General features: G+C 59.8%; 24 protein-coding genes and 1 pseudogene. 20 read left to right on the top strand and 5 right to left on the bottom strand.

All coding sequences use genetic code 11. The features are described from left to right. Nucleotides 1–4: 4 nt before the first annotated feature. Nucleotides 5–1,222, bottom strand: a complete 1,218-nt coding sequence (locus ASG47_RS04935) for a hypothetical protein (protein ID WP_061907631.1) — start codon at nucleotides 1,220–1,222, stop codon at nucleotides 5–7. 246 nt (nucleotides 1,223–1,468) lie between these two features. Here ASG47_RS04935 and ASG47_RS04940 point away from each other — a divergent pair, with 246 nt between their 5' ends. The 14 genes and pseudogenes from ASG47_RS04940 to ASG47_RS05000 all read left to right on the top strand — a co-directional run bounded on the left by ASG47_RS04940 (nucleotide 1,469) and on the right by ASG47_RS05000 (nucleotide 15,658). Continuing rightward, nucleotides 1,469–1,909 carry a CoxG family protein gene (locus tag ASG47_RS04940; protein WP_162243219.1) on the top strand — a complete coding sequence of 147 codons (441 nt, stop codon included), beginning with the start codon at nucleotides 1,469–1,471 and terminating at the stop codon, nucleotides 1,907–1,909. A 109-nt stretch (nucleotides 1,910–2,018) separates the two neighbouring features. Further along, nucleotides 2,019–2,141: a hypothetical protein gene (locus tag ASG47_RS21190; protein ID WP_274532519.1), complete on the top strand. Its 123-nt coding sequence runs from the start codon at nucleotides 2,019–2,021 to the stop codon at nucleotides 2,139–2,141. Nucleotides 2,142–2,322: 181 nt separating this feature from the next. Next, nucleotides 2,323–3,327, top strand: a complete 1,005-nt coding sequence (locus ASG47_RS04945; RefSeq protein ID WP_061907633.1) for a BMP family lipoprotein — start codon at nucleotides 2,323–2,325, stop codon at nucleotides 3,325–3,327. A gap of 24 nt (nucleotides 3,328–3,351) precedes the next feature. Next, on the top strand, nucleotides 3,352–4,959 hold the full coding sequence (locus ASG47_RS04950) for an ABC transporter ATP-binding protein (protein ID WP_061907634.1): 1,608 nt from the start codon (nucleotides 3,352–3,354) through the stop codon (nucleotides 4,957–4,959). Next, on the top strand, nucleotides 4,956–6,086 hold the full coding sequence (locus ASG47_RS04955) for an ABC transporter permease (protein ID WP_061907635.1): 1,131 nt from the start codon (nucleotides 4,956–4,958) through the stop codon (nucleotides 6,084–6,086). The genes ASG47_RS04950 and ASG47_RS04955 overlap by 4 nt, the downstream gene beginning before the upstream one ends. 1 nt (nucleotide 6,087) lies before the next feature. Beyond that, nucleotides 6,088–7,056 (top strand): ABC transporter permease, encoded by a 969-nt coding sequence (locus tag ASG47_RS04960; protein ID WP_061907636.1) that lies wholly within the window; start codon nucleotides 6,088–6,090, stop codon nucleotides 7,054–7,056. Between the two features lie 151 nt (nucleotides 7,057–7,207). Next, nucleotides 7,208–7,663, top strand: a pseudogene (locus ASG47_RS04965) (cytidine deaminase); the annotation flags it as partial. An 82-nt stretch (nucleotides 7,664–7,745) separates the two neighbouring features. Then, nucleotides 7,746–8,540 (top strand): purine-nucleoside phosphorylase, encoded by a 795-nt coding sequence (locus ASG47_RS04970; RefSeq protein WP_061907638.1) that lies wholly within the window; start codon nucleotides 7,746–7,748, stop codon nucleotides 8,538–8,540. Beyond that, nucleotides 8,537–9,532 carry a deoxyribose-phosphate aldolase gene (gene deoC / locus ASG47_RS04975; RefSeq protein WP_061907639.1) on the top strand — a complete coding sequence of 332 codons (996 nt, stop codon included), beginning with the start codon at nucleotides 8,537–8,539 and terminating at the stop codon, nucleotides 9,530–9,532. The genes ASG47_RS04970 and deoC overlap by 4 nt, the downstream gene beginning before the upstream one ends. Before the next feature lie 8 nt (nucleotides 9,533–9,540). Continuing rightward, nucleotides 9,541–11,907 (top strand): aldehyde dehydrogenase family protein, encoded by a 2,367-nt coding sequence (locus ASG47_RS04980; protein ID WP_061907640.1) that lies wholly within the window; start codon nucleotides 9,541–9,543, stop codon nucleotides 11,905–11,907. 147 nt (nucleotides 11,908–12,054) lie between these two features. Next, nucleotides 12,055–13,377 (top strand): thymidine phosphorylase, encoded by a 1,323-nt coding sequence (gene deoA / locus ASG47_RS04985; protein ID WP_061907641.1) that lies wholly within the window; start codon nucleotides 12,055–12,057, stop codon nucleotides 13,375–13,377. Between the two features lie 4 nt (nucleotides 13,378–13,381). Continuing rightward, entirely contained in the window at nucleotides 13,382–14,599 is a 1,218-nt protein-coding gene (locus tag ASG47_RS04990; protein ID WP_061907642.1) for a phosphopentomutase, read from the top strand. A gap of 18 nt (nucleotides 14,600–14,617) precedes the next feature. Beyond that, complete coding sequence (upp, locus tag ASG47_RS04995; RefSeq protein WP_061908069.1) at nucleotides 14,618–15,259, top strand: uracil phosphoribosyltransferase; 642 nt, start codon at nucleotides 14,618–14,620, stop codon at nucleotides 15,257–15,259. Between the two features lie 3 nt (nucleotides 15,260–15,262). Further along, a complete protein-coding gene (locus tag ASG47_RS05000) occupies nucleotides 15,263–15,658 on the top strand; it encodes a VOC family protein (protein WP_061907643.1) in 396 nt (131 codons plus the stop codon). A gap of 40 nt (nucleotides 15,659–15,698) precedes the next feature. Here ASG47_RS05000 and ASG47_RS05005 read toward each other — a convergent pair whose 3' ends face one another. The 4 genes from ASG47_RS05005 to ASG47_RS05020 form a co-directional block, all read right to left on the bottom strand. Then, nucleotides 15,699–16,319 carry an HAD family hydrolase gene (locus tag ASG47_RS05005; protein WP_061907644.1) on the bottom strand — a complete coding sequence of 207 codons (621 nt, stop codon included), beginning with the start codon at nucleotides 16,317–16,319 and terminating at the stop codon, nucleotides 15,699–15,701. Nucleotides 16,320–16,397: 78 nt separating this feature from the next. Beyond that, nucleotides 16,398–16,964: a TadE/TadG family type IV pilus assembly protein gene (locus ASG47_RS05010; protein ID WP_061907645.1), complete on the bottom strand. Its 567-nt coding sequence runs from the start codon at nucleotides 16,962–16,964 to the stop codon at nucleotides 16,398–16,400. Further along, nucleotides 16,964–17,491 (bottom strand): TadE/TadG family type IV pilus assembly protein, encoded by a 528-nt coding sequence (locus tag ASG47_RS05015; RefSeq protein WP_061907646.1) that lies wholly within the window; start codon nucleotides 17,489–17,491, stop codon nucleotides 16,964–16,966. Before ASG47_RS05015 ends, ASG47_RS05010 begins: the two co-directional genes overlap by 1 nt. Nucleotides 17,492–17,618: 127 nt before the next feature. Further along, nucleotides 17,619–18,062, bottom strand: coding sequence for a pilus assembly protein N-terminal domain-containing protein (locus ASG47_RS05020; RefSeq protein WP_061907647.1), 444 nt, complete (start codon nucleotides 18,060–18,062; stop codon nucleotides 17,619–17,621). 337 nt (nucleotides 18,063–18,399) lie between these two features. On the opposite strand from ASG47_RS05020, the gene ASG47_RS05025 reads away from it, so the two are divergent. The 6 genes from ASG47_RS05025 to ASG47_RS05050 all read left to right on the top strand — a co-directional run bounded on the left by ASG47_RS05025 (nucleotide 18,400) and on the right by ASG47_RS05050 (nucleotide 23,188). Then, nucleotides 18,400–18,585, top strand: a complete 186-nt coding sequence (locus ASG47_RS05025; RefSeq protein ID WP_061907648.1) for a Flp family type IVb pilin — start codon at nucleotides 18,400–18,402, stop codon at nucleotides 18,583–18,585. Nucleotides 18,586–18,682: 97 nt separating this feature from the next. Continuing rightward, nucleotides 18,683–18,871, top strand: a complete 189-nt coding sequence (locus ASG47_RS05030; RefSeq protein WP_413813450.1) for a Flp family type IVb pilin — start codon at nucleotides 18,683–18,685, stop codon at nucleotides 18,869–18,871. Between the two features lie 7 nt (nucleotides 18,872–18,878). Continuing rightward, complete coding sequence (locus tag ASG47_RS05035) at nucleotides 18,879–19,379, top strand: prepilin peptidase (protein ID WP_200940859.1); 501 nt, start codon at nucleotides 18,879–18,881, stop codon at nucleotides 19,377–19,379. 165 nt (nucleotides 19,380–19,544) lie between these two features. Beyond that, nucleotides 19,545–20,480 (top strand): Flp pilus assembly protein CpaB, encoded by a 936-nt coding sequence (cpaB, locus tag ASG47_RS05040; RefSeq protein WP_082511581.1) that lies wholly within the window; start codon nucleotides 19,545–19,547, stop codon nucleotides 20,478–20,480. 13 nt (nucleotides 20,481–20,493) lie between these two features. Beyond that, a complete protein-coding gene (locus ASG47_RS05045) occupies nucleotides 20,494–21,888 on the top strand; it encodes a type II and III secretion system protein family protein (RefSeq protein ID WP_162243220.1) in 1,395 nt (464 codons plus the stop codon). Nucleotides 21,889–21,910: 22 nt separating this feature from the next. Beyond that, nucleotides 21,911–23,188: an AAA family ATPase gene (locus ASG47_RS05050; protein WP_061907652.1), complete on the top strand. Its 1,278-nt coding sequence runs from the start codon at nucleotides 21,911–21,913 to the stop codon at nucleotides 23,186–23,188. Nucleotides 23,189–23,204 lie beyond the last annotated feature (16 nt).

Here is a 23,204-nt window from a genome sequence, read left to right on the forward strand (position 1 = left end):
CCGATCAGTTCTTGGTTTCAAGCAGCAGGGCATTGCCCTCGGCCGCTAGCGTTGCGAGTCGGCGCTTGCCATCCTCGACGGCATCGCGGATTTCGGCCGAATTCTTGGTCGAAGCCACGCGCATCTCGTTGATGATCGTGCGGCTCTTTTCTTGGAAATTGACGACGCTATCGACGAGCTTTTTCACCGCGTCAGCGCGCACCGTCGGACCATAGCCAGCCCGAACCGCTTCTTCCTGCACCTTGTCGCCGATCTCGGAAAGCGTTTCCAAGCTCTTCGACATCCCTTCCTTCATCGCGTTCAGCGTCGCAGTCGATTCATGGAGGCCGAACATCCCGGTGAACGAGGCGGAGAGCGCGGTGAGAACCGTCTCATTGGTCGAAAAGAACGAAATCGACTGCTGATAGACCCGCTCCTTGGCATTGGTCGTCTGCATCAGCCGCGCCATCACCACTTCCGAGGTATTGTAGGAAATGGTCAGATTGTCCGAGAGGTCCTTGGCAATCTGATAGCGCTTTTCTTCGTTCTGCATGTCGCGCAGCTTTTCGTCGCGCGCCATTTCAAGACGGGCGCGATCAGCCGGCGCCGTGCCTGCAAAACCCGTCACTTCGTTCGAAGCGGCCTGCAAAATGTTCTTTTTTTCCTCAAGGCGCTTTTCAGCGACCGCAAGCACTTCAAGCGCCATGACTTCCGACTGCTTCAGTGCCCCGCGGAAATCGCGATAGGCTTCCAAAATCGTCTGTTCGCGATCGATCTGATCCTTGGTGTCCTTGGTGACATCGAGATAGGTGTCGCGGATCTTGTTGAAGCGCGTCGCGATATCGCCGCGGCTGACCTTCATCCAGACGTTCGATGCGCGCTCGAGCAGGTCGAGCTTGTTGTCTTCCAACTGGTCGACCATGCCCTTGGCGTCGTCGCGAATGGAATCAAAACCCTTGGTGATCTCTTCGTAGCGCTCGCCGATCTTCATGGCGGCGACCTGTTCGCGCACCACTTCGTTAAACGCGCTCGCCTGGGAGAGCGTGCGGCCGATCAGGATGACGCGCGTCTCGTCGAGCTCGGTAATCTGTTGCAAGAGGCCCGTAATAGGCTGCTCGCCCTGGTTTGCCGGCCAGATGCCGAGGTCGCGGATGGCGTTGACGGCCTTGTCGAGATACTGCAGCGGCCGTTCCGTCACGGCACTGGTCGTGGTCTGCGGCGCGGTGGTCACTTGGTCGGTCATCGATCGCTCCCTGTGCATTTGGCGGCCCATCGAGGCCGTGGGGTGCCCATGCACCCTAGATTGCGCGGGAAGCTTCCGCTGACAATTGCATCGCCTCGCTCCCGCAACTATTTAGTCCATATTGGTGCGAAAAAGCCGCACGTAAAGACTGGGGTCCGCGACGATGATTTTGCCCAATTGTGCCAATCCACAAAAACGTCTTCGCGACGCGGTTTCTGCCTGATGGAGTTCGGTGGCCGCTATCTCATGTCCGCCCCGCGCAACCGCATCTGGGAGGCGCTGAACGACCCCGCCATGCTCAAGGCCGCCATTCCCGGCTGTAGCTACATCGACTGGTCCGTCGGAAATGCGCTCGACCTCGAGATCAAGGTCAATCTCGGCGTCATGCACCCAACCTTTAAAGGCGAGCTGACGCTGTCCAATATCGTCCCGGCCGAGAGCTACACATTGTCTGGTCGTGGCAAGGGCGGCTTCATGGGTCTCGCCGAAGGCAGTGCCGATGTCACGCTCGCCGATGACGGCCCCAACACCATCCTCACCTTCACCGCCAATGGCGGCGCGTCGGGCCAGATCATGAAGCTAGGCAAGGCGCTGATCGGCAATTCGGCCCAGCGCATTATCGATGGCTTCTTCGAGCGGTTCGGTGCTGCGGCCGGTATCGAGGTCACCCCGCTGCCGCGCGCTTAACGCGGCATTTACCCTAAGATTTGATTGCCGCGGCGCAGCCACAATCCAGCCCCGGCCCGTGCGTTAGAGACACGCCCATCAACCATTTGCAATTTGTCTCAAAATGAATATGACCAGCCAAACGCGTGACGGCATCGCGCTTTATTTCATTGCCGCAGTGGCCGTTCTCTGCGTGCTTTATGCCGATGTCGATCTCGGCACCCTGTTCCACGCCATCCTTGCGCGGTGGTAGTCATTTCCCTGTCGCGCTCGGGTAACAGAATATGTCCCCGAGAATTTTGACCATCCGGAAAAATAATAGCCGATCCCTCTTGCGGGGCGGGTCATTCAACGATTTTATTCTTTGTTAGGACATTGGGACTGGCCCCGAGGGGGTGCCAGGCCACACGATGTCAGACAGGGAGACTAAATCCATGAATTTCTCGACCCTCACCAAGGCTCTGTCCGGTGGTCTTGCTCTCAGCGCGATCCTGACCGGTGTGGCCCTGGCCGATCCGGCCGTGATCTATGACCTCGGCGGCAAGTTCGACAAGTCGTTCAACGAAGCGGCCTATAACGGCGCCGAAGCATGGAAGGCCGCTACCGGTGGCAGCTTCCTCGATCTCGAACTGCAGAACGACGCGCAGCGCGAACAGGCCCTCCGCCGCTTTGCCGGCCAGGGTGCAAACCCGATCGTGATGGCCGGCTTCTCCTGGACCGCCGCGCTCACCGCCGTGGCGCCGGAATTCCCCGATACCAATTTCGTCGTGATCGACACCGTCGTCGACGCGCCCAACGTGCAGTCGATCCTTTTTGACGAGCACACCGGCTCGTTCCTCGTCGGCGTTCTCGCAGCCATGAAGTCTGAAACCGGCACGGTCGGGTTTGTCGGCGGCATGGACGTTCCGCTGATCCACAAGTTCTATTGCGGCTATGCCCAGGGCGCCAAGGCTGCGAACCCGGACATCAAGCTGATCGAAAACTACACCGGCACCACGCCTGCCGCCTGGAATGACCCGGTCACCGCCGGCGAACTCGCCAAGGCTGCCGTCGATGCCGGCGCTGACGTCGTCTACGCAGCAGCCGGTGGTTCGGGCCTCGGTGTGCTCCAGGCCATGAAGGATGCTGGCAAGTTCTCGATCGGTGTCGATTCCAATCAGAACTACCTCCAGCCCGGTTCGGTCCTGACCTCGATGCTCAAGCGCGTCGACGTTGCCGTCCAGAACGCGCTGACCGAAGCTGCTGATGACGCAACCTTCAAGCCAGGCCTCACCGTTCTCGGCCTTGCCAATGACGGCGTCGGCTATGCGGTCGACGATAACAACAAGGACCTGCTCACGCCCGAAATGATTGCCGCGGCCGAAGACTACAAGGCCAAGATCATCGCCGGTGAAGTCACCGTCCACGACTACACCACCGACTCGGCTTGCCCGCTCTAAGCGCTCGGCATGAGTGAGAACACCATGAACACGCAGCGGCCGGAAACGGCCGCTGTACCTCAACCGGCCAATGGCTGGGCGATCGAGCTTGAAAAGATCAACAAGCGGTTCGGCGCAGTTCACGCCAACAAGGACATCGATCTGAAAATTGCACGCGGCACCATCCACGGCATTGTGGGTGAGAATGGCGCGGGCAAATCCACGCTCATGTCCATCCTCTATGGCTTCTACACGGCAGACAGCGGCACGATCCGTGTCAATGGCGCCGAAGCCAATATCGCCGACAGCCGGCAGGCGCTCGCGCTCGGCATCGGCATGGTGCACCAGCATTTCATGCTGGTCGATAATTTCTCGGTCCTCGAAAACATCGTGCTCGGCGCCGAAGATTCCGGCTTCCTCAAGCCCAGCCTCAATCGTGCCCGCAAGGAACTCGATCGGCTCGAAAAGGAATATGCGCTCGAAGTCGATCCCGATGCCATTATCGAGGATATTTCCGTCGGCCAGCAGCAGCGCGTCGAAATCCTGAAGGCGCTCTATCGCGGCGCCGAAACCCTCATTCTCGACGAGCCCACCGGCGTCCTTACCCCCAAGGAAGCCGACGACCTCTTCCGCGTTCTCGAAACGCTCCGCGCCCAGGGCAAGACGGTGATCCTCATCACCCATAAGCTGCGCGAGATCATGGCCATCACCGATAATGTCTCGGTCATGCGCCAGGGCCAGATGGTCGCAACCGTCAAGACCAGCGAAACCAGCCCAGAAGAACTGGCCGAACTCATGGTCGGCCGCCGCGTGCTCCTCCGCGTCGACAAGACCGCCGCCAATCCGGGCAAGACCCTCCTCGAAGTCCAGAATCTCGTCGTCGCCGACGATATGGGCGTCCCCCGCGTCAAAGATGTTAGCTTTGCCATTCGTGCCGGCGAAATCGTCGGCATTGCGGGCGTCTCCGGCAATGGCCAGTCAGAACTCCTCGAATCCATCACCGGCATGCGCGATCAGAAATCGGGCACGGTCATCCTCAACGGCAAGCCACTCTCGCTCGAAGGCGATGATGGCGCAGCCCGCGCCCGCCAGGCCGGCCTCGCCCACGTGCCTGAAGACCGCCAGCGCATGGGCCTCGTCACGACTTTCCAGGAATGGGAAAACGCCATTCTCGGCTATCACGACAAGCCCGCCTATGGCTCCGGCGCCTTCCTCGATATCGCCGCCGCCAAGAAAGCCGCCGCCGATCAGGTCAAGCTTTTCGACGTCCGTCCGGCCAATATCAATCTGAAATCATCGCTCTTTTCCGGCGGCAATCAGCAAAAGATCGTCCTTGCCCGCGAAATGGAGCAGGACCCCGATGTGCTGATCATCGGCCAGCCGACCCGCGGCGTCGATATCGGGGCCATCGAATTCATCCACAATGAAATCATCAAGATGCGCGACGAGGGCAAGGCGATCCTCCTCGTCTCTGTCGAGCTCGATGAAATCCGCTCCCTCGCCGATCGCATCCTCGTCATGTTCGATGGCGTCATCGTCGGCGAAGCCGATCCAGCCACGGCCACCGAAGGCGAACTCGGCCTGATGATGGCCGGCATCAACAAGACCGCGCCCCGCACCATCGGCATAGCCGAACAGGGACCTCTTCCATGAGCGCAAGCAGACCTCTTCCGCGCTGGGCTGATATTGCCCTCCTGCCGGCCCTAAATCTTCTTCTCGCCTTCCTTGTCTCGGGCCTTGTCGTGCTGCTCGTGGGCGAAAATCCGTTCCACGCCATTCAGGTCATCCTTTATGGCGCCTTCGGCTATGGCGATGGTTTTGGCTACACGCTCTATTATGCCACCAATTTCATCTTCACGGGGCTCGCGGTCGCCGTCGCGGCTCATGCCGGGCTCTTCAATATCGGTGGCGATGGCCAGGCCTATGTCGCCGGCCTCGGCGCCGTGGTCGTTGCGCTGGCGCTCGACCAGACCCATTGGCTCATCGCCATGCCGCTTGCGGTCATCGCGGCCGGTGCCGTCGGTGGCTTCTGGGCCTTCGTGCCCGGCTGGCTCCAGGCCAAGCGCGGCAGCCACGTCGTCATAACCACCATCATGTTCAATTTCATCGCCTCGGCGCTGATGGTCTACATGGTCAATCGCGTGCTCAAACCCGCCTCGACCATGGCTCCGGAATCCGAAACCATCGAAGTCGCCGGCCGCGTGCCGCAGCTTCGCCAGTTCTTCTCCTTCTTTGGCTATTCGCCGGTCAATCTCTCGATCGTCATCGCCATTGCGGCTCTGATCGGGGTCTATATCCTGATCTGGCACACCAAGTTCGGCTATGCCATGCGCGTCCTTGGCGCCAATCCGACGGCCTCGCGCTATGCCGGTATTTCAAATTCGAAAATGATCATGATCACTATGACCATTTCCGGCGCCCTCGCCGGCATGGTGGCGATCAATGAAGTCATGGGCGTGCAAAATCGTCTCGTGCTCGATTTCGTCGCCGGTGCAGGCTTTGTCGGTATCGCCGTCGCGCTTATGGGCCGCAATCACCCGATCGGCATTGCGCTCGCCGCCATTCTTTTTGGCGCGCTTTATCAGGGCGGGCAGGAATTGCAGTTCGTCATTCCCGGCATTACCCGCGAAATGATCGTCGTGATCCAGGCCTTGGTCATTCTCTTTACCGGCGCCATGGAAGGGCTTTTCCGCCCCTCGCTCGAGCGCGCCTTCATGCTGCTCTCGCCCGAGCAGAAATCCGAAGCCATTGCGGTCTCGACCGCCAAGCCGGAGAGCTGAGATGGATCTCGCCGTCATTCTCTCCGTCCTCGATGCCACGATCCGTCTCTCGACGCCGCTCCTCCTCGCCTGCTTGGCGGGGCTCTATTCGGAACGAGCCGGCATTTTCGATATTGGCCTCGAAGGCAAGATGCTCGCCGCGGCCTTTGCGGCCGGCGCCGTCGCCGCCATTTCCGGCTCCGCTTGGCTCGGCCTCATGGCCGGCATGGCCGTTTCGCTAGCAACGACGCTCTTGCAGGGTGCAGCCGCCATCACGCTCAAGGGCAATCAGTTGATTGCGGGCGTCGCCATTAACATGCTCGCGGCCGGCATGACGACCTTCCTCGGTCAGACATGGTTCAGCCAGGGCGGCCGCACGCCAGCACTCTCCGAAGGCGGCCGCTTCTCGCCCATCACGTTGCCCTTCGCCAATGAACTCGCGGGCGTGCCCATTCTCGGCCCGATCTATTCCGAGCTGATTTCGGGCCATTACCTTCTGGTCTATATCGCCTTCATCATGGTCGCGGTGACAACCTTCGTGCTCTACCGCACCCGCTTCGGCCTCCGCCTCCGCGCCGTCGGCGAAAACCCCAAAGCCGTCGACACCGCTGGCATTTCGGTGGTCAAGCAGCGCTATCAGGCCATCATCATCACCGGCCTTCTCTGCGGTCTCGCCGGAGCCTATTTTTCGATCGCGCAGGGCTCCGGCTTTGGCAACAACATGACAGCCGGCAAGGGCTATATCGCCCTCGCGGCGCTCATCTTTGCCAAGTGGAAGCCGGTCCCCGCCATGTTCACCTGCCTCCTCTTCGGCTTCCTCGATGCCCTGCAAATCCGCCTGCAGAATTTCGAGCTGCCGGTCATCGGCGTCGTCCCCGTCCAGGCCATCCAGGCTCTGCCCTATGTACTCACGGTCGTGCTCCTCGCCGGCTTCATCGGCAAGGCAGTCGGCCCCAAGGCAGGCGGCGTGCCGTACACGAAGGAGCGCTGAGGGAGGCTGGGGCGCACTTCACCTCTCCCTTGGGGGAGAGGTCGCCGCAAAGCGGCGGGTGAGGGGGCCTTAGGCACCCACATCGAAAGGCCCCCTCACCCGGTTTGCTTCGCAACCCGACCTCTCCCCCAAAGGGAGAGGTGAAAAAGCAGCAGAGGAGAACAAACAAATGACCGATACCGATAAATCCCTCTTCGCCGCTGCCGAAGCGATCCGCGCCAAGGCCTATGCGCCCTATTCCAATTTCCATGTCGGCGCCGCCATCCTCGCCGATGATGGCAAGATCTATTCCGGCTGCAACATCGAAAACGCCGCCTATCCGCAAGGCAATTGCGCTGAAACCTCCGCTATTGCCGCCATGATCGCCGGCGGTGCAAGGCGCATCCAGCGCATCTATGTCACCGGTCCTGGCAGCGCTCCCGTCACCCCCTGCGGCGGCTGCCGCCAACGCATCCGCGAATTCGCCGATCTCGACGTGGAAGTGATTTCGCACGGCGTGGATGGAACGCCGCTGGTGCAGACGCTGGGGCAGCTCTTGCCGCACAGCTTTGGGCCGGAGTTTTTGGGCTTAGAGCCGGCCGCAGGCAAATTCACTCCGGTGGAGTGAATTTAGGCGAGAAGGCCGCGAGCGCTATGCGCGAGTGGCGGGGTAAACAAGCTATGCCAAAGAAGAAAGCCGAGAGGCAAAAATGACCAAAGCCGCCAAAACCATTCGCAAGATCGCCGGTGAAGAACCCATTGTCGCCGCGCTGACCCTTGGCTCTGGCCTCTCGGCCATTGGTGATCTGCTCGAAGACAAGGTCACCATTCCCTATTCCGAGCTCAAGGATTTCCCGGGTGCCGGCGTCTCCGGCCACGGCCGCGATCTGCTGATAGGCACGATGAGCGGCAAGCGCATCGCCATCCTCACCGGCCGCGAACACTATTATGAGCATGGCAATGCCGCCGCCATGCGTCCCGCGCTCGAAACCATGGCCGAGCTTGGCGCCAAGACGCTGCTTCTCACCAATTCCGCCGGTTCGCTCGACGAAAATCTGCGTCCCGGCGATCTCATGCTGATCTCCGATCACATCAACTATGCCGGCATGAACCCGCTGATCGGCGAGCCGACCGACCGCCGTTTTGTGAACATGGTCGATTGCTACAATTCCGATCTGCGCGCCAAGGCCAAGGCGGCGGGCGAAAGGCTCGGTATCAAGGTCGGGGAGGGGATCTATCTCTGGTATTCTGGCCCGAGCTTTGAAACCATCGCCGAAATCCAGATGGCCATTCGCCTCGGCGCCAATGCCGTTGGCATGTCGACTGCTCCGGAAGTGATCCTCGGGCGCTTCTTGGGGCTAAAAGTCTGGGCTTGTTCGTCCATCACCAATATGGGCGCCGGCCTTTCGAACGAAAACATCAGCCATGAGCATACCAAGACCATGGCGGTGCAAGGGGCGGCCAAGCTGCAAAAGCTGATCCCGGCCCTGGTGGAGGAGCTATGAGTCTCAAGGTCGTCGACAATAGCGGGAGCAGCCACGCGCCCGCGCACAAGCGTAATCCGGGCTACCCGCTCGATCTCGATTGGGTTGAACGCGTCCGCATGAACCGCTCGGCCCTCGAACGCCGCGCCGGCTCCATCGGCGCGCGCCGCACTGTCAAGAAGGACTACCAGCTCGCCTGGCTCCTCAAAGCCATCACGCTGATCGACCTGACGACGCTCAATGCCGACGATACACCCGGCCGCGTAGAGCGCCTCTGCGCCAAGGCGCGCAATCCGCTCCGCGCTGAAATCGTCGACAAGCTCGGGGTCGGTGATCTGCGCATCCTTCCCGGCGCCGTCTGCGTCTACCACACCTTCGTCAAGACCGCGGTCGACGCGTTGGAAGGGACCGGAATTCCAGTCGCCGCCGTCTCGACTGCCTTCCCCCACGGCCTCGCTCCCGTCGACACCAAGATCGCCGAAATCGAAGCCTCGGTAAGAGACGGCGCTCAGGAAATCGACATTGTCATCGAGCGCGGCATGGTCCTGCGCGGCGATTGGCAGGCGCTTTACGATCAGGTCCGCGCCTTCCGCAAGGCCTGCGGCGACGCGCATATCAAGACCATTTTGGGCACGGGCGAACTCGCCACCCAGACCAATATCGCCAAAGCCTCGCTCGTCTGCATGCTGGCCGGCGCCGATTTCATCAAGACCTCGACCGGCAAGGAAAAGGTCAACGCCAATCTCGTCACCTCGCTGACCATGATCCGCATGATCCGCTGGTTCAATGAAGAGACCGGCATCGAGATCGGCTACAAACCAGCCGGCGGTATCGCGACCGCGGGCGACGCGCTCAAATATATGGCGCTGATGAAAGAGGAACTGGGGACCCATTACCTGAATCCCCATTTATTCCGTTTCGGCGCTAGCGGATTGTTAACGGATATAGAACGTCAACTCGAGCACGGGTTAACCGGCCACTACGCCGCCGACTACCGCCAGCCGATGGTGTGAGGCCACAAATGAACAAGATCGCACAAATCTTCGAAACCCTCGAATACGGCCCCGCACCCGAAACTGCTGACCAGGCAAATGCCTGGCTCGACAGCAAAAATCGGACTTTTGGCCACTTCATCGACGGCGCCTGGACCGCCCGCGGCAAGACCTTTGCCTCGACCAATCCGGCAACAGGCGAAAAACTGGCCGACATCACCGACGGCACCTCTGCCGACGTCGATTCAGCTGTAGCTGCCGCCCGCGCCGCCTTCCCATTGTGGAGTGGTCTAAGTGGTTATGAGCGCGGGAAATTTCTCTATTCCATCGCCCGCATGATCCAGAAGCACAGCCGCCTCTTCGCCGTGCTCGAAACCATGGACAACGGCAAGCCAATCCGCGAAAGCCGCGACGCCGATATCCCCTTGGTAGCACGGCATTTTTATCACCACGCCGGCTGGGCCACACATCTCGAACGTGAATTCCCCGACCATGTCCCCTATGGTGTCTGCGGCCAGATCATCCCGTGGAATTTCCCGCTGCTGATGCTGGCCTGGAAGATCGCACCGGCTCTCGCCGCCGGCAATACGGTGGTCCTCAAACCCGCCGAATTCACGTCGCTCACTGCGCTACTTTTCGCTGAAATCTGTGAGCGCGTCGGCCTTCCCAAGGGCGTCGTCAACATAGTCACGGGCGAAGGCGAGACGGGCGCGGCCCTGGTAAACCATTCCGACGTCGACAAAATCGCCTTCACCGGTTCGACCGAAGTGGGAAAAATCATTCGCGCCGCCACGGCCGGAACCGGCAAGGGCCTGTCGCTCGAACTCGGCGGCAAATCGCCCTACATCGTCTTCGAGGACGCCGATCTCGACTCGGCGGTTGAAGGTCTCGTCGAGGCCATCTGGTTCAACCAGGGCCAAGTCTGCTGCGCCGGCTCACGTCTTCTGGTCCAAGAATCCATCGAAGAACGCTTTATCGCCAAGGTGAAAAAGCGCATGGCCAATCTTCGGGTCGGCGATCCCCTTGATAAATCAGTCGATATCGGCGCGCTGGTCGCCCCGGTGCAGGTCGAGCGCATCCGTGACCTGATGAAAAAGGGCGTCGCCGAAGGCGCTGTGGTCTACGAGCCCGATGGCACAGTACCGGCCAATGGCTGCTTCCTGAAACCGGCCCTCGTCACCAATGTCTCCCCGGCTAACACTCTTGTGGAAGAAGAGATTTTTGGCCCCGTGCTGGTCGCCATGAGCTTCCGCACACCTGAAGAAGCCGTCGCGCTTGCCAACAACACCCGCTACGGTCTTGCCGCGACGCTGTGGAGCGAGAACATCAATCTCGCGCTGGATATAGCGCCAAAGCTCAAGGCCGGTGTCGTCTGGATCAACGGCACCAACCAGTTCGATGCTGCCGTCGGTTTCGGCGGATATAAAGAGTCCGGCTTCGGTCGCGAAGGCGGCCGCGAAGGCATGTCGGCTTACCTGAAACCCAAGTGGGAGAAGGCGCTCCAACCGGCTCCTGTGGCGACGTCGGTTCCTGCCAAGGCGGCAAACCCGCTCGATGCCGAACATCTCGACCAGACAGCCAAGATGTATATCGGCGGCAAGCAGGCACGGCCCGATAGCGGCTATAATCGGCCGGTCCATGGCACTGACGGCGCGCTCGTCGGCGAAGTCGGCGATGGCAATCGCAAGGATATTCGCAATGCCGTCGAAGCGGCTCGCGCCGCGCTTGGCTGGGGCACGACTGCAGCGCATTCCCGCGCGCAGATCCTCTATTTCCTTGCCGAAAATCTCGACTATCGCCGGGACGAATTCGCGGCGCGCATCAAGGTGCAGACCGGCGATGACGGCTCCAAGGAAGTCGCTCAGTCCGTCGAGCGCCTGTTCGCCTTTGCTGGCTGGGCCGACAAATATGATGGGGCGGTGCACAACCCGCCCATGCGCGCCGTTGCCGCCGCCATGGTCGAGCCGCTTGGCGTGATCGGCGTGGTTGCTCCACCCTCGCGCCCGCTGCTCGGGTCGATCGCGCTGATCGCTCCAGCGCTCGCCATGGGGAATACCGTCGTGCTAGTGCCTTCGGAGGGCTCGCCGCTGTCGATGACCGATTTTTACCAGGTGCTCGAAACCTCCGACATGCCTTCTGGCGTCGTCAATATCGTCACCGGTGAAAGTGTCAGCCTTGCCAAGACTTTGGCCGAACACGATGGCGTCGATGGGCTTTGGTTCGCGGGGTCTGCCGAAGGCTCTGCCATGGTCGAGAAGGCCTCGGTGGGCAATCTCAAGCAGACCTGGACGAGCCGCGGGCTCTACTATGATCTTGCCGATCAGCGCTTTGCCGGGGACTATTTCCTCGGTAAGGCGACGCAGGTGAAGAACGTCTGGATTCCATACGGGGCGTGAGCCCAAGTCACCCCCTCCCAGCCTCCCCCTGATAGGGGGAGGAGCGCGTCGGTTCTTGCCGCAATATCGAGACGACCTCTAGGCTATTCCTCCCCCTAGCAGGGGGAGGTTAGGTGGGGGTAATTCCTCAGAGCTGAAAGCCATCCAATGGTCTTCCTCCCCCAAGAAGTGATCCTGAAAAAGCGCAATGGCGAGAAACTTCCCAAGGAAGACATCGCCCGCTTCATCGTCGGCTTTGCCGAAGGGACGGTGTCCCATGCGCAGGCGGCCGCTTTTGCCATGGCGGTCTATTTTCGGGATATGAGCATGGATGAGCGCGTCGCGCTGACGCTCGCCATGCGCGATTCCGGAAGCGTGCTCGATTGGTCCGATCTCGATGGTCCGGTCGCGGACAAGCATTCGACCGGCGGTGTGGGCGACAATGTTTCGCTGATGCTTGCGCCGATCCTTGCCGCCATCGGCATCTATGTGCCGATGATTTCCGGCCGCGGCCTGGGCCACACGGGCGGTACGCTCGATAAATTCGATTCCATTCCCGGCTATCAGACCCAGCCCGACAATACGCTCTTCCGCAACGCGGTGCAGCAGGCCGGCTGCGCCATTATCGGCCAGACCGCCGATCTCGCGCCAGTCGACAAGACGCTTTACGCCATTCGCGACGTGACCGGAACGGTCGAATCCATCTCCCTGATCACCGCATCGATCCTGTCGAAGAAACTGGCTGCAGGCCTTGGAGCATTGGTGCTCGACGTCAAGACGGGTTCTGGCGCCTTCATGCCGACCCTCGAAGCATCCCGCGATCTCGCCAAAAGCCTGGTGGATGTGGCCAATGGTGCCGGCCTCAAGACCGGCGCTTTGATTACCGATATGAACCAGCCTCTGGCGAGTGCTGCGGGCAATGGCCTCGAGATGCGCAATGCCGTCGAATTTCTGACGGGTAAGCACCAGGACCGGCGCCTTCGCGAAGTGACACTTGCCTTGTCGGCGGAAATTTCCCTGATGACCGGAATGGCGGAAACGTCTGCCGCCGCTCGCAAAAAAGTGGAAGTCGCCCTCGATAGCGGCAAGGCGACGGAGCACTTTTCGAAAATGGTTTCTGTGCTGGGTGGCCCGGCCGATTTCGTCGAGCGCATGGATGAGCATCTGCAGCCGGCGCCGATCGTTCGCGACGTTCTCGCGGGAGGCCGCGGCACGATCGCCGAGATCAATACGCGCGGCGTCGGCATGGCGGTTGTCGCCCTTGGTGGCGGTCGGGCAACGCCGACGGACGCCATCGATCATCGGGTGGGGTTCGATCGCCTGCTTGGTCTTGGCGCGGAAGTCGAACCAACTACCCCGATCGCCCGCATCCACGCCGCCGATGAAGCTTCGGCAGCCGATGCCGAAGCGCGTCTGCGCTCTGCCTATTTCGTCGGCTCCGGCGCGCCAAAATTCGCATTGATCGCCGACCGCATCACCGCCACGGAGTAAGCCCATGCCACGCGCAATTGTCTGCCTTCTCGACAGTGTCGGCATTGGCGGCTCGCCTGATGCCAATCAATATGGCGACCAGGGCGCCAATACGGTCGGCCATATCGCCGAATGGGCCGCCGAGGGCAGGGCGGACAGAGCCGGCCTCCGTTCCGGTTCGCTCAATGTGCCGAACATGGACGCCATGGGCCTTGGGGCAGCGATCAAACTGTCCACGGGCAGCCTGCCACCCAATCTCAGCGATGTGCCAAAGGGCGGCCGGTTCGGCGTTGGTCGTGAGATCTCGCGCGGCAAGGATACGCCATCGGGGCATTGGGAAATCGCCGGCGTGCCGGTGCCTTTCGATTGGGGCTATTTTCCACAATCCGAACCAACCTTTCCGCCGCACCTGATCGAAGAATTTGTTCGACGCGCTGAGCTCCCCGGCATTTTGGGCGACAAGCATGCCTCGGGTACGGACATCATCGCTGCGCTCGGCGAAGAGCATATCCGCACCGGCAAGCCGATCTGCTACACCTCGATCGATAGCGTCTTCCAGATAGCGGCGCATGAAAGCCACTTTGGGCTCGAGCGGCTCTACGAGATCTGCAGACAAGCCTTCGAACTGACGGCGCCGCTCAATATCGGTCGCGTCATCGCTCGGCCGTTCGTTGGCGACACCCCGGACACGTTCAAGCGCACCGGCAATCGTCGTGATTTCGCCATTCCGCCACCAGAACCAACATTGCTTGATCGCAATCAGGCGGCCGGCAATCAGGTCTATGCGGTTGGGAAAATTTCGGACATTTATGCCGGTTCCGGCGTGACCCACAAGATCAAGGGGACCGGGATTCCGCAGTTGTTCGACAAGACGCTCGACGCCATGGAAATGGCCGCAGACCGCGCTTTCATAATGACCAATTTCGTCGATTTCGATTCTGAGTATGGTCATCGCCGGGATGTGCCGGGTTATGCCGCGGCACTCGAATTGTTCGATGCGCGGCTGCCCGAACTGATCGCCAAGATGCGTTACGACGATCTGCTCGTCCTGACGGCTGACCACGGCAATGATCCGACGTGGCCGGGCACCGATCACACGCGCGAACAGGTGCCGATCCTCGTCTTTTCCCCAGCCCTCCCCAAAGGAGAGATTGGCATTCGCTCCACCTTCGCAGATATTGGGGAAAGCATAGCCGCATGGCTCGGGCTGGCGCCCGGCCGCCACGGCAGGTCCTTCCTGTAACCGAGAGAGATGATCGATATGAGCAAAGTCGTGGGCAATGTCACAGTCATCGATCACCCGCTGATCCAGCACAAGCTGACGATCATGCGCAACAAGGAGACCTCCATCGCCGGTTTCCGGCGGCTGCTGCGCGAGATTGCTCACCTGATGTGCTATGAAGTGACGCGCGATCTGGAGCTTGAAATGATTCCGATCGACACGCCCATGGCGACGATGGATTCGCCTGCCATCAAGGGCAAGAAGCTGGTTTTCGCCTCAATCCTGCGCGCCGGTAACGGTCTTCTCGATGGCATGCTCGATCTCGTCCCAGCCGCGCGCGTCGCCCATATCGGCATCTATCGCGACCACGAGACGCTCGAGCCGGTCGAATACTACTTCAAGGCGCCATCCAACCTTGAAGACCGCCTGATCATCGTCGTCGATCCCATGCTGGCGACCGGCAATTCGGCCACGGCCGCGATCGAAAAGCTCAAGGAGCGCGGCGCCAATAATATCCGCTTCCTGTGCCTCTTGGCGGCGCCCGAAGGCATCGTCAATTTCGAAAAGGCGCATCCGGATGTGCCGGTTTATACAGCCTCGATCGACAGCCATCTCAACGAGAAGGGCTATATTATTCCCGGCCTCGGTGATGCGGGCGACCGCATGTACGGCACACGGTAAGTTATGACAAAACTTGCCCATTCGATGCTCCGCGTGCTCGATGAAGCGCGGTCTGTGGATTTTTATCGCCGCGCCTTTGGGCTCGAAATCGTCAACCGGATCGAATTCGCCGATTTCACTCTGGTCTATATGGCCCATGAACTCGATGGCTTCGAGCTGGAACTGACCATCAATCACGGCCGCGCCGAGCCCTATAATCTCGGCGACGGCTATGGGCATCTCGCAGTCGTCGTGGACAATCTGCAGGCCGAGCACGAGCGGTTCACGGCCGAAGGATTTACTGTCGGCAAGGTGGTGGATTTCAAGAACGGCAATGTGCCAGTCGCGCGCTTCTTCTTCGCGACCGACCCCGACGGCTACAAAATCGAAGTCATCCAGAAGGGTGGTCGCTTCCAGTAACCGCAAATATGAAAAACCCCGGATCGCTCCGGGGTTTTTGTTATTTGGCCTTGAGCGGCAGGCCGAGGGCGATCAGTTCGCCGCGGAGTGCGACGGGGTCCTTGAAGTGGATGCCGTGCATGCCGAACTTGCGGGCGGCGACGATATTGGGTTCGCTGTCGTCGATGAAAACGCAGGAATCTGGCGCGAAGCCATAGCGTTCGCAGAAGACGCGATAGATGCGCGGATCGGGTTTGACGAGGCCTTCGAGGCCCGAAACGATCACGCCATCGAATTTTTCGAGGAATGGCCACTCGCCGAGGCAACTCACCCATTTTTCCCAGGAGAAATTGGTGATGGCGAAGGTTGGGATATCCTGTTCGATCAGCTCGTTGTGGATGTCGACCGTACCATGAATGAAGTCGCCGAGCGTTTCTTTCCAGCGAAGATCAAAGGCCTGGATTTCGCGCCAATATTTCGGAAAGCGCGTGATCAGCTTGGCGACGCCTTCAGCATAGATTTCGCCGGCATCGAATTCGAGATTCCAGTCGCCGGTGCAGATGTTCTGGTGAAACCACAACGCATCCTCCTCGCTCTCGAAGAGCTTGCGGAACAGATACATAGGGTTCCAGTCGACGAAAACGCCGCCCAGGTCGAAGACAGGGATGATTGTGTCGTTCATGCTCTTGATCGGTTCGAGGTGAAGCTCACCGCTTCTGGCACGCTGGCCGGAACTCGGCAACCGCTCAGGCCATGGCGATCACATCAGATCGATTCTGCCGCCGAAGCGGGGCATGAACAGCGCGGAGCGGTTGAGATCGAACGTGCTCGTGAAAACAAGGCCAAGCAAGGGTTTGTAGGCATAGCGGGCTTCCGAAGCGATTACGGTCTGGCCTTTGGCGATGGCGATCGTCTCGGCCGGCAACGTATAGGGCTGCCCTTTGGGGTGATCGGCAACCGTCCCCGAATATCTGCCATCAGCAAAGCGGACCGACCAGAGAACCGTCGTCTGCCCGGTTGATGAAACCGAAACCGCCGTTACTGTCTGCGTCAGCCCAGTTGTGACATAGGGCGTCATGATGCTGGTCGCCGCGTCGAAATAATCCTTCATCTGGTCGCTGGTGATGGTCTTGTTGGCGCGTGCCACAAGGTCGCCCACAGCGCCGGAAACGGTCTGAACCTTACGATCTGCCGTGAGGAGCGCTGCTGCTTCCGAAGAGCCAAGATAAAGCGTCAGCATCAGTGGGACGACCAATGCAAATTCAACTGCTGCCGTGCCGGTCTCTTTGCGAATGAAACGGCGCAAATACTTCATCAGTTTACCCATCAGAACGGCTCATTTCTGAAAACCGTCGCAGCACCCATCAATAGCCGACCATCTCCCAGCCGATTATCGGCGAGCGGCGTCTGCAGAATGGAAGGGTAGCGATAATAGACCTGGATCATGACGACGCCGGAGGCGACGCCAGGCTGCCATTCGTCCGATTTGCTCCACTTGCAATTGCTTTTGCAATCGCGGTCGAGCGGTACTTCATAATCTGCGGATTGAAAGGTATCGATCTGCCGGACACTGACATACATGTCCGAACAGTCGCCGAAGAGCCCAAACAAGCGCCCACAAACGTCTTTCTTGTAGTCGGCAACGGTCCAATTGCGGCGCTGCGCTTCGCCAGTGCGGATCAGCCGACTTGTATCCTGCACCCCGCTTTCCAGCACTTGTGCTGCAAGGTAATTGACTGACGTTTCGAGGATGGCGCCCAGAAGGGTGAAAAAGATCGGCGCAAGCAAGGCAAATTCGACTGCGGTTGCGCCGCGCGTATCGCCAAAGAAGGATTTGCGTCGAAGACGTGCCATGCCTTTTCCACCCGGCAAGCGGACAATTTCCGCTATGCGCTCTAAGTGAACCGGTTATGGCTAAAGCGTCGTTAGGATTGGTGAACCCAAGCGCCGAATTCAGGTTCAGGGTTAAGCAGGGCTAAATCTAATTGCCAGTTGTCTGGATCAATTGCGACGATGCGAGCGCCTGGGTCGTAAAGGCATTGTCATCGCCGAGCATGACCGTCGGCTGACAAACGGGCGCGCAGCTCAGAGTGGTGCGCGACTGTCCCTGGTAGACGGTGGTCACGCCGGCCTGCATTTGCACGACATCGATCAGAGTGTCGGCGATGGGCTCGCCATAGGCATCCAGGACGATCAGATTGGTCTGTCCATAGCTCTTGCCGGTCAGGATCAGCGTCTGTGGATCCTGGATGGTGACGTCGGCGATCCCTGGATTTCCGACGATCACCGTCGCGGCCGGTGCGCTCATGCGCAAAACCCGCGCCATGTTCACCTTCACATCGATCGGCGCATTATCCGTGGCAAGGGTTGGCACTGCCGTCGCGAGCAGGATTGAGAAGCCTGTGAAGGCAATTTTGCGGAACATGGCACTCATCCGGCTTGAACTATGCACAACACCATCTGATGGAATGGTAAATACTTGGCAAACAGCGGTTGTTTTCCTGCTTGGATGTGCCGATACGTTCCGCTCAAGTCGTTGATAGACGTAGCAAATTGATGCCAAGTAGATCGCGGTGATGAATGGTGTCTAAAATGCGACCCAATTCTTCAACATGTTGAAAACCATCACTTATTTTACCCGAAAAGCACGCGTTCTGAGGTGCTCGATTAACGCAATGGCAATGAGTGGGGGCTAGTTTTGCCATATCTTCGCTGTGACCGGCCGTGAGGCGTCACGAGGACGTGTAAAAGGAGCCTGGGACATGAATATTTTGGCACGTTTCGCGCAGGACGAATCCGGCGCAACTGCAATCGAATACGGCCTCATCGCCGCACTTATCTCGGTCGTCATCATCGGCGCTGTCAGCGCTCTTGGCGGTCAGCTATTTAGCGTTTTCAATAACATCAACACCAAGCTTGGTGGCACTGCGGCGGTCAAGGGCACCTAAGCAAAAGACCGCTGCTGAGTTAGGAAGGGGCTCTATGAGCCCCTTTTTCATTTTTAAACAATTCTAGTGTCTCATGCGTCAATCGGGGGCGATTGATATGAATATGTTCATCTTGGCACAGAGGCTTAGGGCCGATCAGTCGGGAGCTACCGCCATTGAATACGGCCTTATCGGGGCTCTTATCTCAGTGGTCATCGTCGGCGCGCTGACGGCGCTCAACGGCAGCATGGTCGATATGTACGAGTATATCCGGAGCTACTTGGTTCCTGTCTTGTCTGGTTCCTGAGGACATCATGTGGACCCTAGCCCTTTTTTTGTTTCCAGCCTTCATGGCCTTCGCCGCGTCGTCCGATCTGTTGACGATGAAAATATCAAATAGGCTGGTCATCGCACTCACCGCGACCTTCTTTGTCGTCGCCATTGCCGTCAATTTACCGCTTGAGCAGATCGGCATGCATCTTTTGTGCGCGTCGGTTGTGCTTCTCTGTGCCTTCGTGATGTTCGCGTTCGGCTGGATCGGCGGCGGAGATGCCAAACTTGCGGCTGCGACGACGCTCTGGCTGGGTTTTGGTATAACTCTGCCCTATCTGCTTTTGGCAGGCATGCTGGGCGGGACCCTCACATTGCTTATTTTGAGCCTGCGTGCTCTTCCGCTCAACCCGCTTATAGCGCGCTGGGAATGGATTGCTCGTCTGCACGACAAGAAATCAGGCGTGCCCTATGGCATCGCCATGGCGGTTGCCGCGATCATGGTCTACTCGAACACAGTAATTTTCGAACGACTCATCGCCTGAACTAGCAACGGTCCGATTACGCCTGCAAGAACAAAGCTAATGGCGGCAGGCAATTAAGATCTTGTTTACCTTGTGTCATAAGGCTCGATTAACCAAACTTTGACCCTTTGATCGCATAGTTACCCGGTGGAATTGGGCATTTGCCCAGCGTAACCGGAGTGGGTCATGAGACCAGCACGTATCATCCTGGTGGTAGTTGCCCTGGTCGCTGGCGGGCTCGCCGCTATCCTTGTACTTCGCGGCGGACAGGCACCTTCGACGACCGAAGTCGTCACGCAGGTGGTAGAGGAAGCCAAGACCCAGATCCTCGTTGCCAAGGCACCGATCGGGGTGGGCGAGAGGCTCAAGCCGGAAAATGTCGAGTGGCAGGATTGGCCCGAAGGCGCCATTCGTCCCGAATATGTAACCGTCTCATCGATGCCGGATGCTCCGGCGACGCTGACTGGTGCCGTGGCGCGCTTTGAATTTTTCCCCGGCGAACCCATTCGCGAGCAGAAGCTCGTCAAATCCGATCAGGGTTATCTCTCGGCTGTTCTCGCGTCCGGCATGCGCGGCGTGTCGGTTGGCGTCACCGCCGTCTCGAGCGCCGGCGGGTTCGTCGTGCCAAACGATCATGTCGACGTTGTCCTGACGACCGCGACTAATGGCGGGCAGCAGTCCGAAGTCGTCCTTTCCAATGTCCGCGTGCTCGCGATCGGCAAGCGCCTTGGCGAACTTGGCATGAGCGGCGGCGACGAGACTGGCGAGGCCGAAACTCCAGCGCCGGAGCCGTTCGACAACAGCACGATCGCGACCCTCGAACTGACCCCGCCCCAAGCCGAAACCCTGATCAACGCCTCTATGCGCGGCCAATTGAGCCTAAGCCTTCGGTCGATCGTCGATTTCGGCAAGACCGCCGACACGCAGCGGCCGGCGAGCGCCAGCCAATCTGTGCGGGTTATTCGTGCCGGTAAGGAACAAAGCGTGCTCGCAGGGTCGCTGTCGAGCAGTGCGCCAATCGAAACGCAGCCGCCCGATCAGTTCGTGGCGACGGAGACGACTGCGCCCGCACTGCCTGAAATTCAGGTTGAAACCGCCCAGCCGCAGCTGATGCCGCAGTGAGGGAGAGATGGAAATGATCGCCAAATCAACGAGACTATCTCGATCCCTGCGCCATTGGCTCGTTGCCAGCGCCATCGGCAGCTTGTCACTTGCAGTTGCGACTCCTGCCGTGGCCCAGGCACAGATCAATGTTTCTTCGACGGCCTATGGCGGGCAGCGAGATATCGATCTTGAATTGAACAAGTCGATGATCGTCGATCTCCCTGCTGGCGTTGCCGAGGTGATCGTCTCGCAGCCATCGGTGGCCGCTGCGATCATGCGCACGCGCACCCGTGCCATCGTTCAGGGCATTGGCGGTGGCGACACCAATATTTTCTTCATCGATGATGCCGGCCGCACCATTCAGGTGCTCGATCTGCGCGTGATCAAGGAGCCATCCCAGGTCGGCAATGCTCTCGAAGAGGCGCTGGCCCGCGTCATCCCCGGTTCTCATATCCGCGTCGAATCCGTCACTCTTAACGACTCGACGAACCGGGTCGTCTTGACCGGCACCGTACTGTCTTCCGATGACAAGGATCGTGCCGCCCAGGTGGCCATCCAGTTTGCGGGCGACCCGGAAAATGTTGCCAATATCATTGAGGTCGCCGGTGGGCTGCAGGTCATGCTGCAGGTCACTGTTTCGGAAATTCGTCGCACCGTTGCGCAGCAGCTCGGCATCAATCTATCGGGCACCGTCACCATCGGCTCGGCCAGCCTTGGCCTGAACAATTCAGTGACGCCAAGCACCTCGACCAACGGCTTTTCGGGCAATTTCCCGATCGGCAATACCCAGATCAACGCCTCGCTGCGGGCGCTCGAACAGCGCGGCGCGCTGCGTCTGCTGGCCCAGCCGACCCTCACAGCCGTCTCGGGCCAGGCCGCGGAATTTCTCGTCGGTGGTGAATTCCCGGTCCCAACGACGAATAGCAATGGCAGCACTTCGGTCGAGTACAAGCCTTATGGCGTCGAACTGCAGTTCACGCCCACGGTGCGCTCCAATGGCGTGATCGCGCTGACGGTCAAAACCGGTGTGTCGGAAGTGCAGACCGGCAGCTATGCGTTGACACGGCGTGATGTGAACACCAGCGTCGAGCTTGGTGTCGGGTCGACGCTCGCCATCGGCGGGCTGCTCTCGGAAAACACCACGCAGAATATCGATCAGCTTCCGGGCTTGGGCAATATCCCGATCCTTGGCGCCCTGTTCCGCAGCCGCGAATTCCGCAGCGAGGAAACCGAACTGGTCGTTCTGGTGACCCCTTACCTGGTCAATCCCGCCCCGGTGAACACCATTCCCGTGCCGACCGACTATGCCGTGCCTGCGAGCGACGCCGAGGGCATTTTCCTCGGCAAGCTCGAAAAGCAATACGGCGTCGGCCCCGGCGGCATGCGCGGCAGTTTCAACGGCTCTGTCGGCTTCGCGCTCGATTGATGATGGCGGCAGGAGAAAAGTAATGAAGAGTTTCCTCAACCCCGAAGAGCCAGCTAAGCAGGAAGAGGCCGCAGCCGATATCTCGCCCGGCGCGCGTCTTGTTCCGCGCATCACCATCCAGGCATTTTGTGAGCATTCCCAGACTGCGCAACTGGTCGAAAGCGCCGTGCATGATCGGCGTATGTCCAAGGTTGCGCTGACGACGCATAACGGCGGCATCGACGGTGCGGTCGAAACCTACAAGACCAACCCAACGCCGAACCTGATCATTGTCGAGACCTCGCTGCCGCCTGAAGAGGTGCCGCAGGCGCTGGGGCGTCTCGCCGATGTGTGCGACGCGACCACGCGCGTGATCGTCCTCGGCCACGTCAATGACGTGCTGCTCTACCGTGAGCTGATCCGCTCGGGGATTTCCGAATATATCGTCCTGCCCGCGACCGCGCAGATCATCGTCAATTCCATCACTGACCTCTTTGCGGGTGAAGGCGCGGCGGCCATCGGGCGCACGATCGGCTTTGTCTCGGCCAAAGGCGGAGCAGGTGGCTCGACTGTCGCCCACAATGTTGCCTGGGCGATTGCCACTGGCCTCCGGCAGGATTGCCTGATCCTCGATATGGATCTCGGCTTCGGCACGGCCGGGTTGAATTTCAACCAGGACCCGCCGCATGGCATTGCCGATGCTCTGCTCGCCAACCAGAAGGTGGATCAGACCATGCTGGACCGGCTGATGAGCAAGGCGGCAAATCATATCAACCTGCTGACGGCCCCGGCAACGCTCGATCGCACCTGGGATTTTGAAGAGCGCGAATTCGAGCAGATCGTCGAGATTTGCCAGAAATCCATGCCGGTCATCATCCTCGATATTCCCCATTCGTGGAATGCCTGGGTGCGGCACACGCTCTCGACGATCGATGAGGTGGTGATCGTCGCCGAGCCCGATCTGGCCAATCTGCGCAATGCGAAGAACCTGGCTGACACGATCAAGGCGCTGCGGCCGACGGAAAAGGCGCCGAACCTTGTGATCAACAAGCAGGGTATCGCCCGGCGCCCCGAGATCAGCGCGGCCGAATTCGCCGCCTCGGTCGAATGCACCTTGATCGGACAAATCGGCTTTGACGCCGCGCTCTTCGGCACGGCCGCGAACAATGGCCAGATGATCGCCGAGGTTTCGGCGAGCAATAAGGTCAACGACGTCTATCGCAATATCGGCATGCAGGTCACCGGCCGGCAGGTCGCGCATGGCGCAGGCAAGGCGGCGGGGCTGATGAAGCTGCCCTCCTTCCTCAGAAAGCGGGCCTAGCTCCAAGAGCTCGGCG

It is taken from the genome of Devosia sp. Leaf420 (assembly GCF_001425445.1).
Taxonomy (GTDB): Bacteria; Pseudomonadota; Alphaproteobacteria; order Rhizobiales; family Devosiaceae; genus Devosia.

Coding starts and splice junctions, on each gene's coding strand:
- ASG47_RS04980 (WP_061907640.1), top strand. CDS start 9,541: ATGAACAAGATCGCACAAATCTTCGAAACCCTCGAATACGGCCCCGCA.
- ASG47_RS04940 (WP_162243219.1), top strand. CDS start 1,469: ATGTCCGCCCCGCGCAACCGCATCTGGGAGGCGCTGAACGACCCCGCC.
- ASG47_RS04970 (WP_061907638.1), top strand. CDS start 7,746: ATGACCAAAGCCGCCAAAACCATTCGCAAGATCGCCGGTGAAGAACCC.
- ASG47_RS04935 (WP_061907631.1), bottom strand. CDS start 1,222: ATGACCGACCAAGTGACCACCGCGCCGCAGACCACGACCAGTGCCGTG.
- ASG47_RS05045 (WP_162243220.1), top strand. CDS start 20,494: ATGATCGCCAAATCAACGAGACTATCTCGATCCCTGCGCCATTGGCTC.
- ASG47_RS04945 (WP_061907633.1), top strand. CDS start 2,323: ATGAATTTCTCGACCCTCACCAAGGCTCTGTCCGGTGGTCTTGCTCTC.
- ASG47_RS05010 (WP_061907645.1), bottom strand. CDS start 16,964: ATGGGTAAACTGATGAAGTATTTGCGCCGTTTCATTCGCAAAGAGACC.
- ASG47_RS05000 (WP_061907643.1), top strand. CDS start 15,263: ATGACAAAACTTGCCCATTCGATGCTCCGCGTGCTCGATGAAGCGCGG.
- ASG47_RS21190 (WP_274532519.1), top strand. CDS start 2,019: ATGACCAGCCAAACGCGTGACGGCATCGCGCTTTATTTCATTGCCGCA.
- ASG47_RS04950 (WP_061907634.1), top strand. CDS start 3,352: ATGAACACGCAGCGGCCGGAAACGGCCGCTGTACCTCAACCGGCCAAT.
- ASG47_RS05015 (WP_061907646.1), bottom strand. CDS start 17,491: ATGGCACGTCTTCGACGCAAATCCTTCTTTGGCGATACGCGCGGCGCA.
- deoA (WP_061907641.1), top strand. CDS start 12,055: ATGGTCTTCCTCCCCCAAGAAGTGATCCTGAAAAAGCGCAATGGCGAG.
- deoC (WP_061907639.1), top strand. CDS start 8,537: ATGAGTCTCAAGGTCGTCGACAATAGCGGGAGCAGCCACGCGCCCGCG.
- ASG47_RS05025 (WP_061907648.1), top strand. CDS start 18,400: ATGAATATTTTGGCACGTTTCGCGCAGGACGAATCCGGCGCAACTGCA.
- ASG47_RS05030 (WP_413813450.1), top strand. CDS start 18,683: ATGAATATGTTCATCTTGGCACAGAGGCTTAGGGCCGATCAGTCGGGA.
- ASG47_RS05050 (WP_061907652.1), top strand. CDS start 21,911: ATGAAGAGTTTCCTCAACCCCGAAGAGCCAGCTAAGCAGGAAGAGGCC.
- upp (WP_061908069.1), top strand. CDS start 14,618: ATGAGCAAAGTCGTGGGCAATGTCACAGTCATCGATCACCCGCTGATC.
- ASG47_RS04955 (WP_061907635.1), top strand. CDS start 4,956: ATGAGCGCAAGCAGACCTCTTCCGCGCTGGGCTGATATTGCCCTCCTG.
- cpaB (WP_082511581.1), top strand. CDS start 19,545: ATGAGACCAGCACGTATCATCCTGGTGGTAGTTGCCCTGGTCGCTGGC.
- ASG47_RS04990 (WP_061907642.1), top strand. CDS start 13,382: ATGCCACGCGCAATTGTCTGCCTTCTCGACAGTGTCGGCATTGGCGGC.
- ASG47_RS05020 (WP_061907647.1), bottom strand. CDS start 18,062: ATGTTCCGCAAAATTGCCTTCACAGGCTTCTCAATCCTGCTCGCGACG.
- ASG47_RS04960 (WP_061907636.1), top strand. CDS start 6,088: ATGGATCTCGCCGTCATTCTCTCCGTCCTCGATGCCACGATCCGTCTC.
- ASG47_RS05005 (WP_061907644.1), bottom strand. CDS start 16,319: ATGAACGACACAATCATCCCTGTCTTCGACCTGGGCGGCGTTTTCGTC.
- ASG47_RS05035 (WP_200940859.1), top strand. CDS start 18,879: ATGTGGACCCTAGCCCTTTTTTTGTTTCCAGCCTTCATGGCCTTCGCC.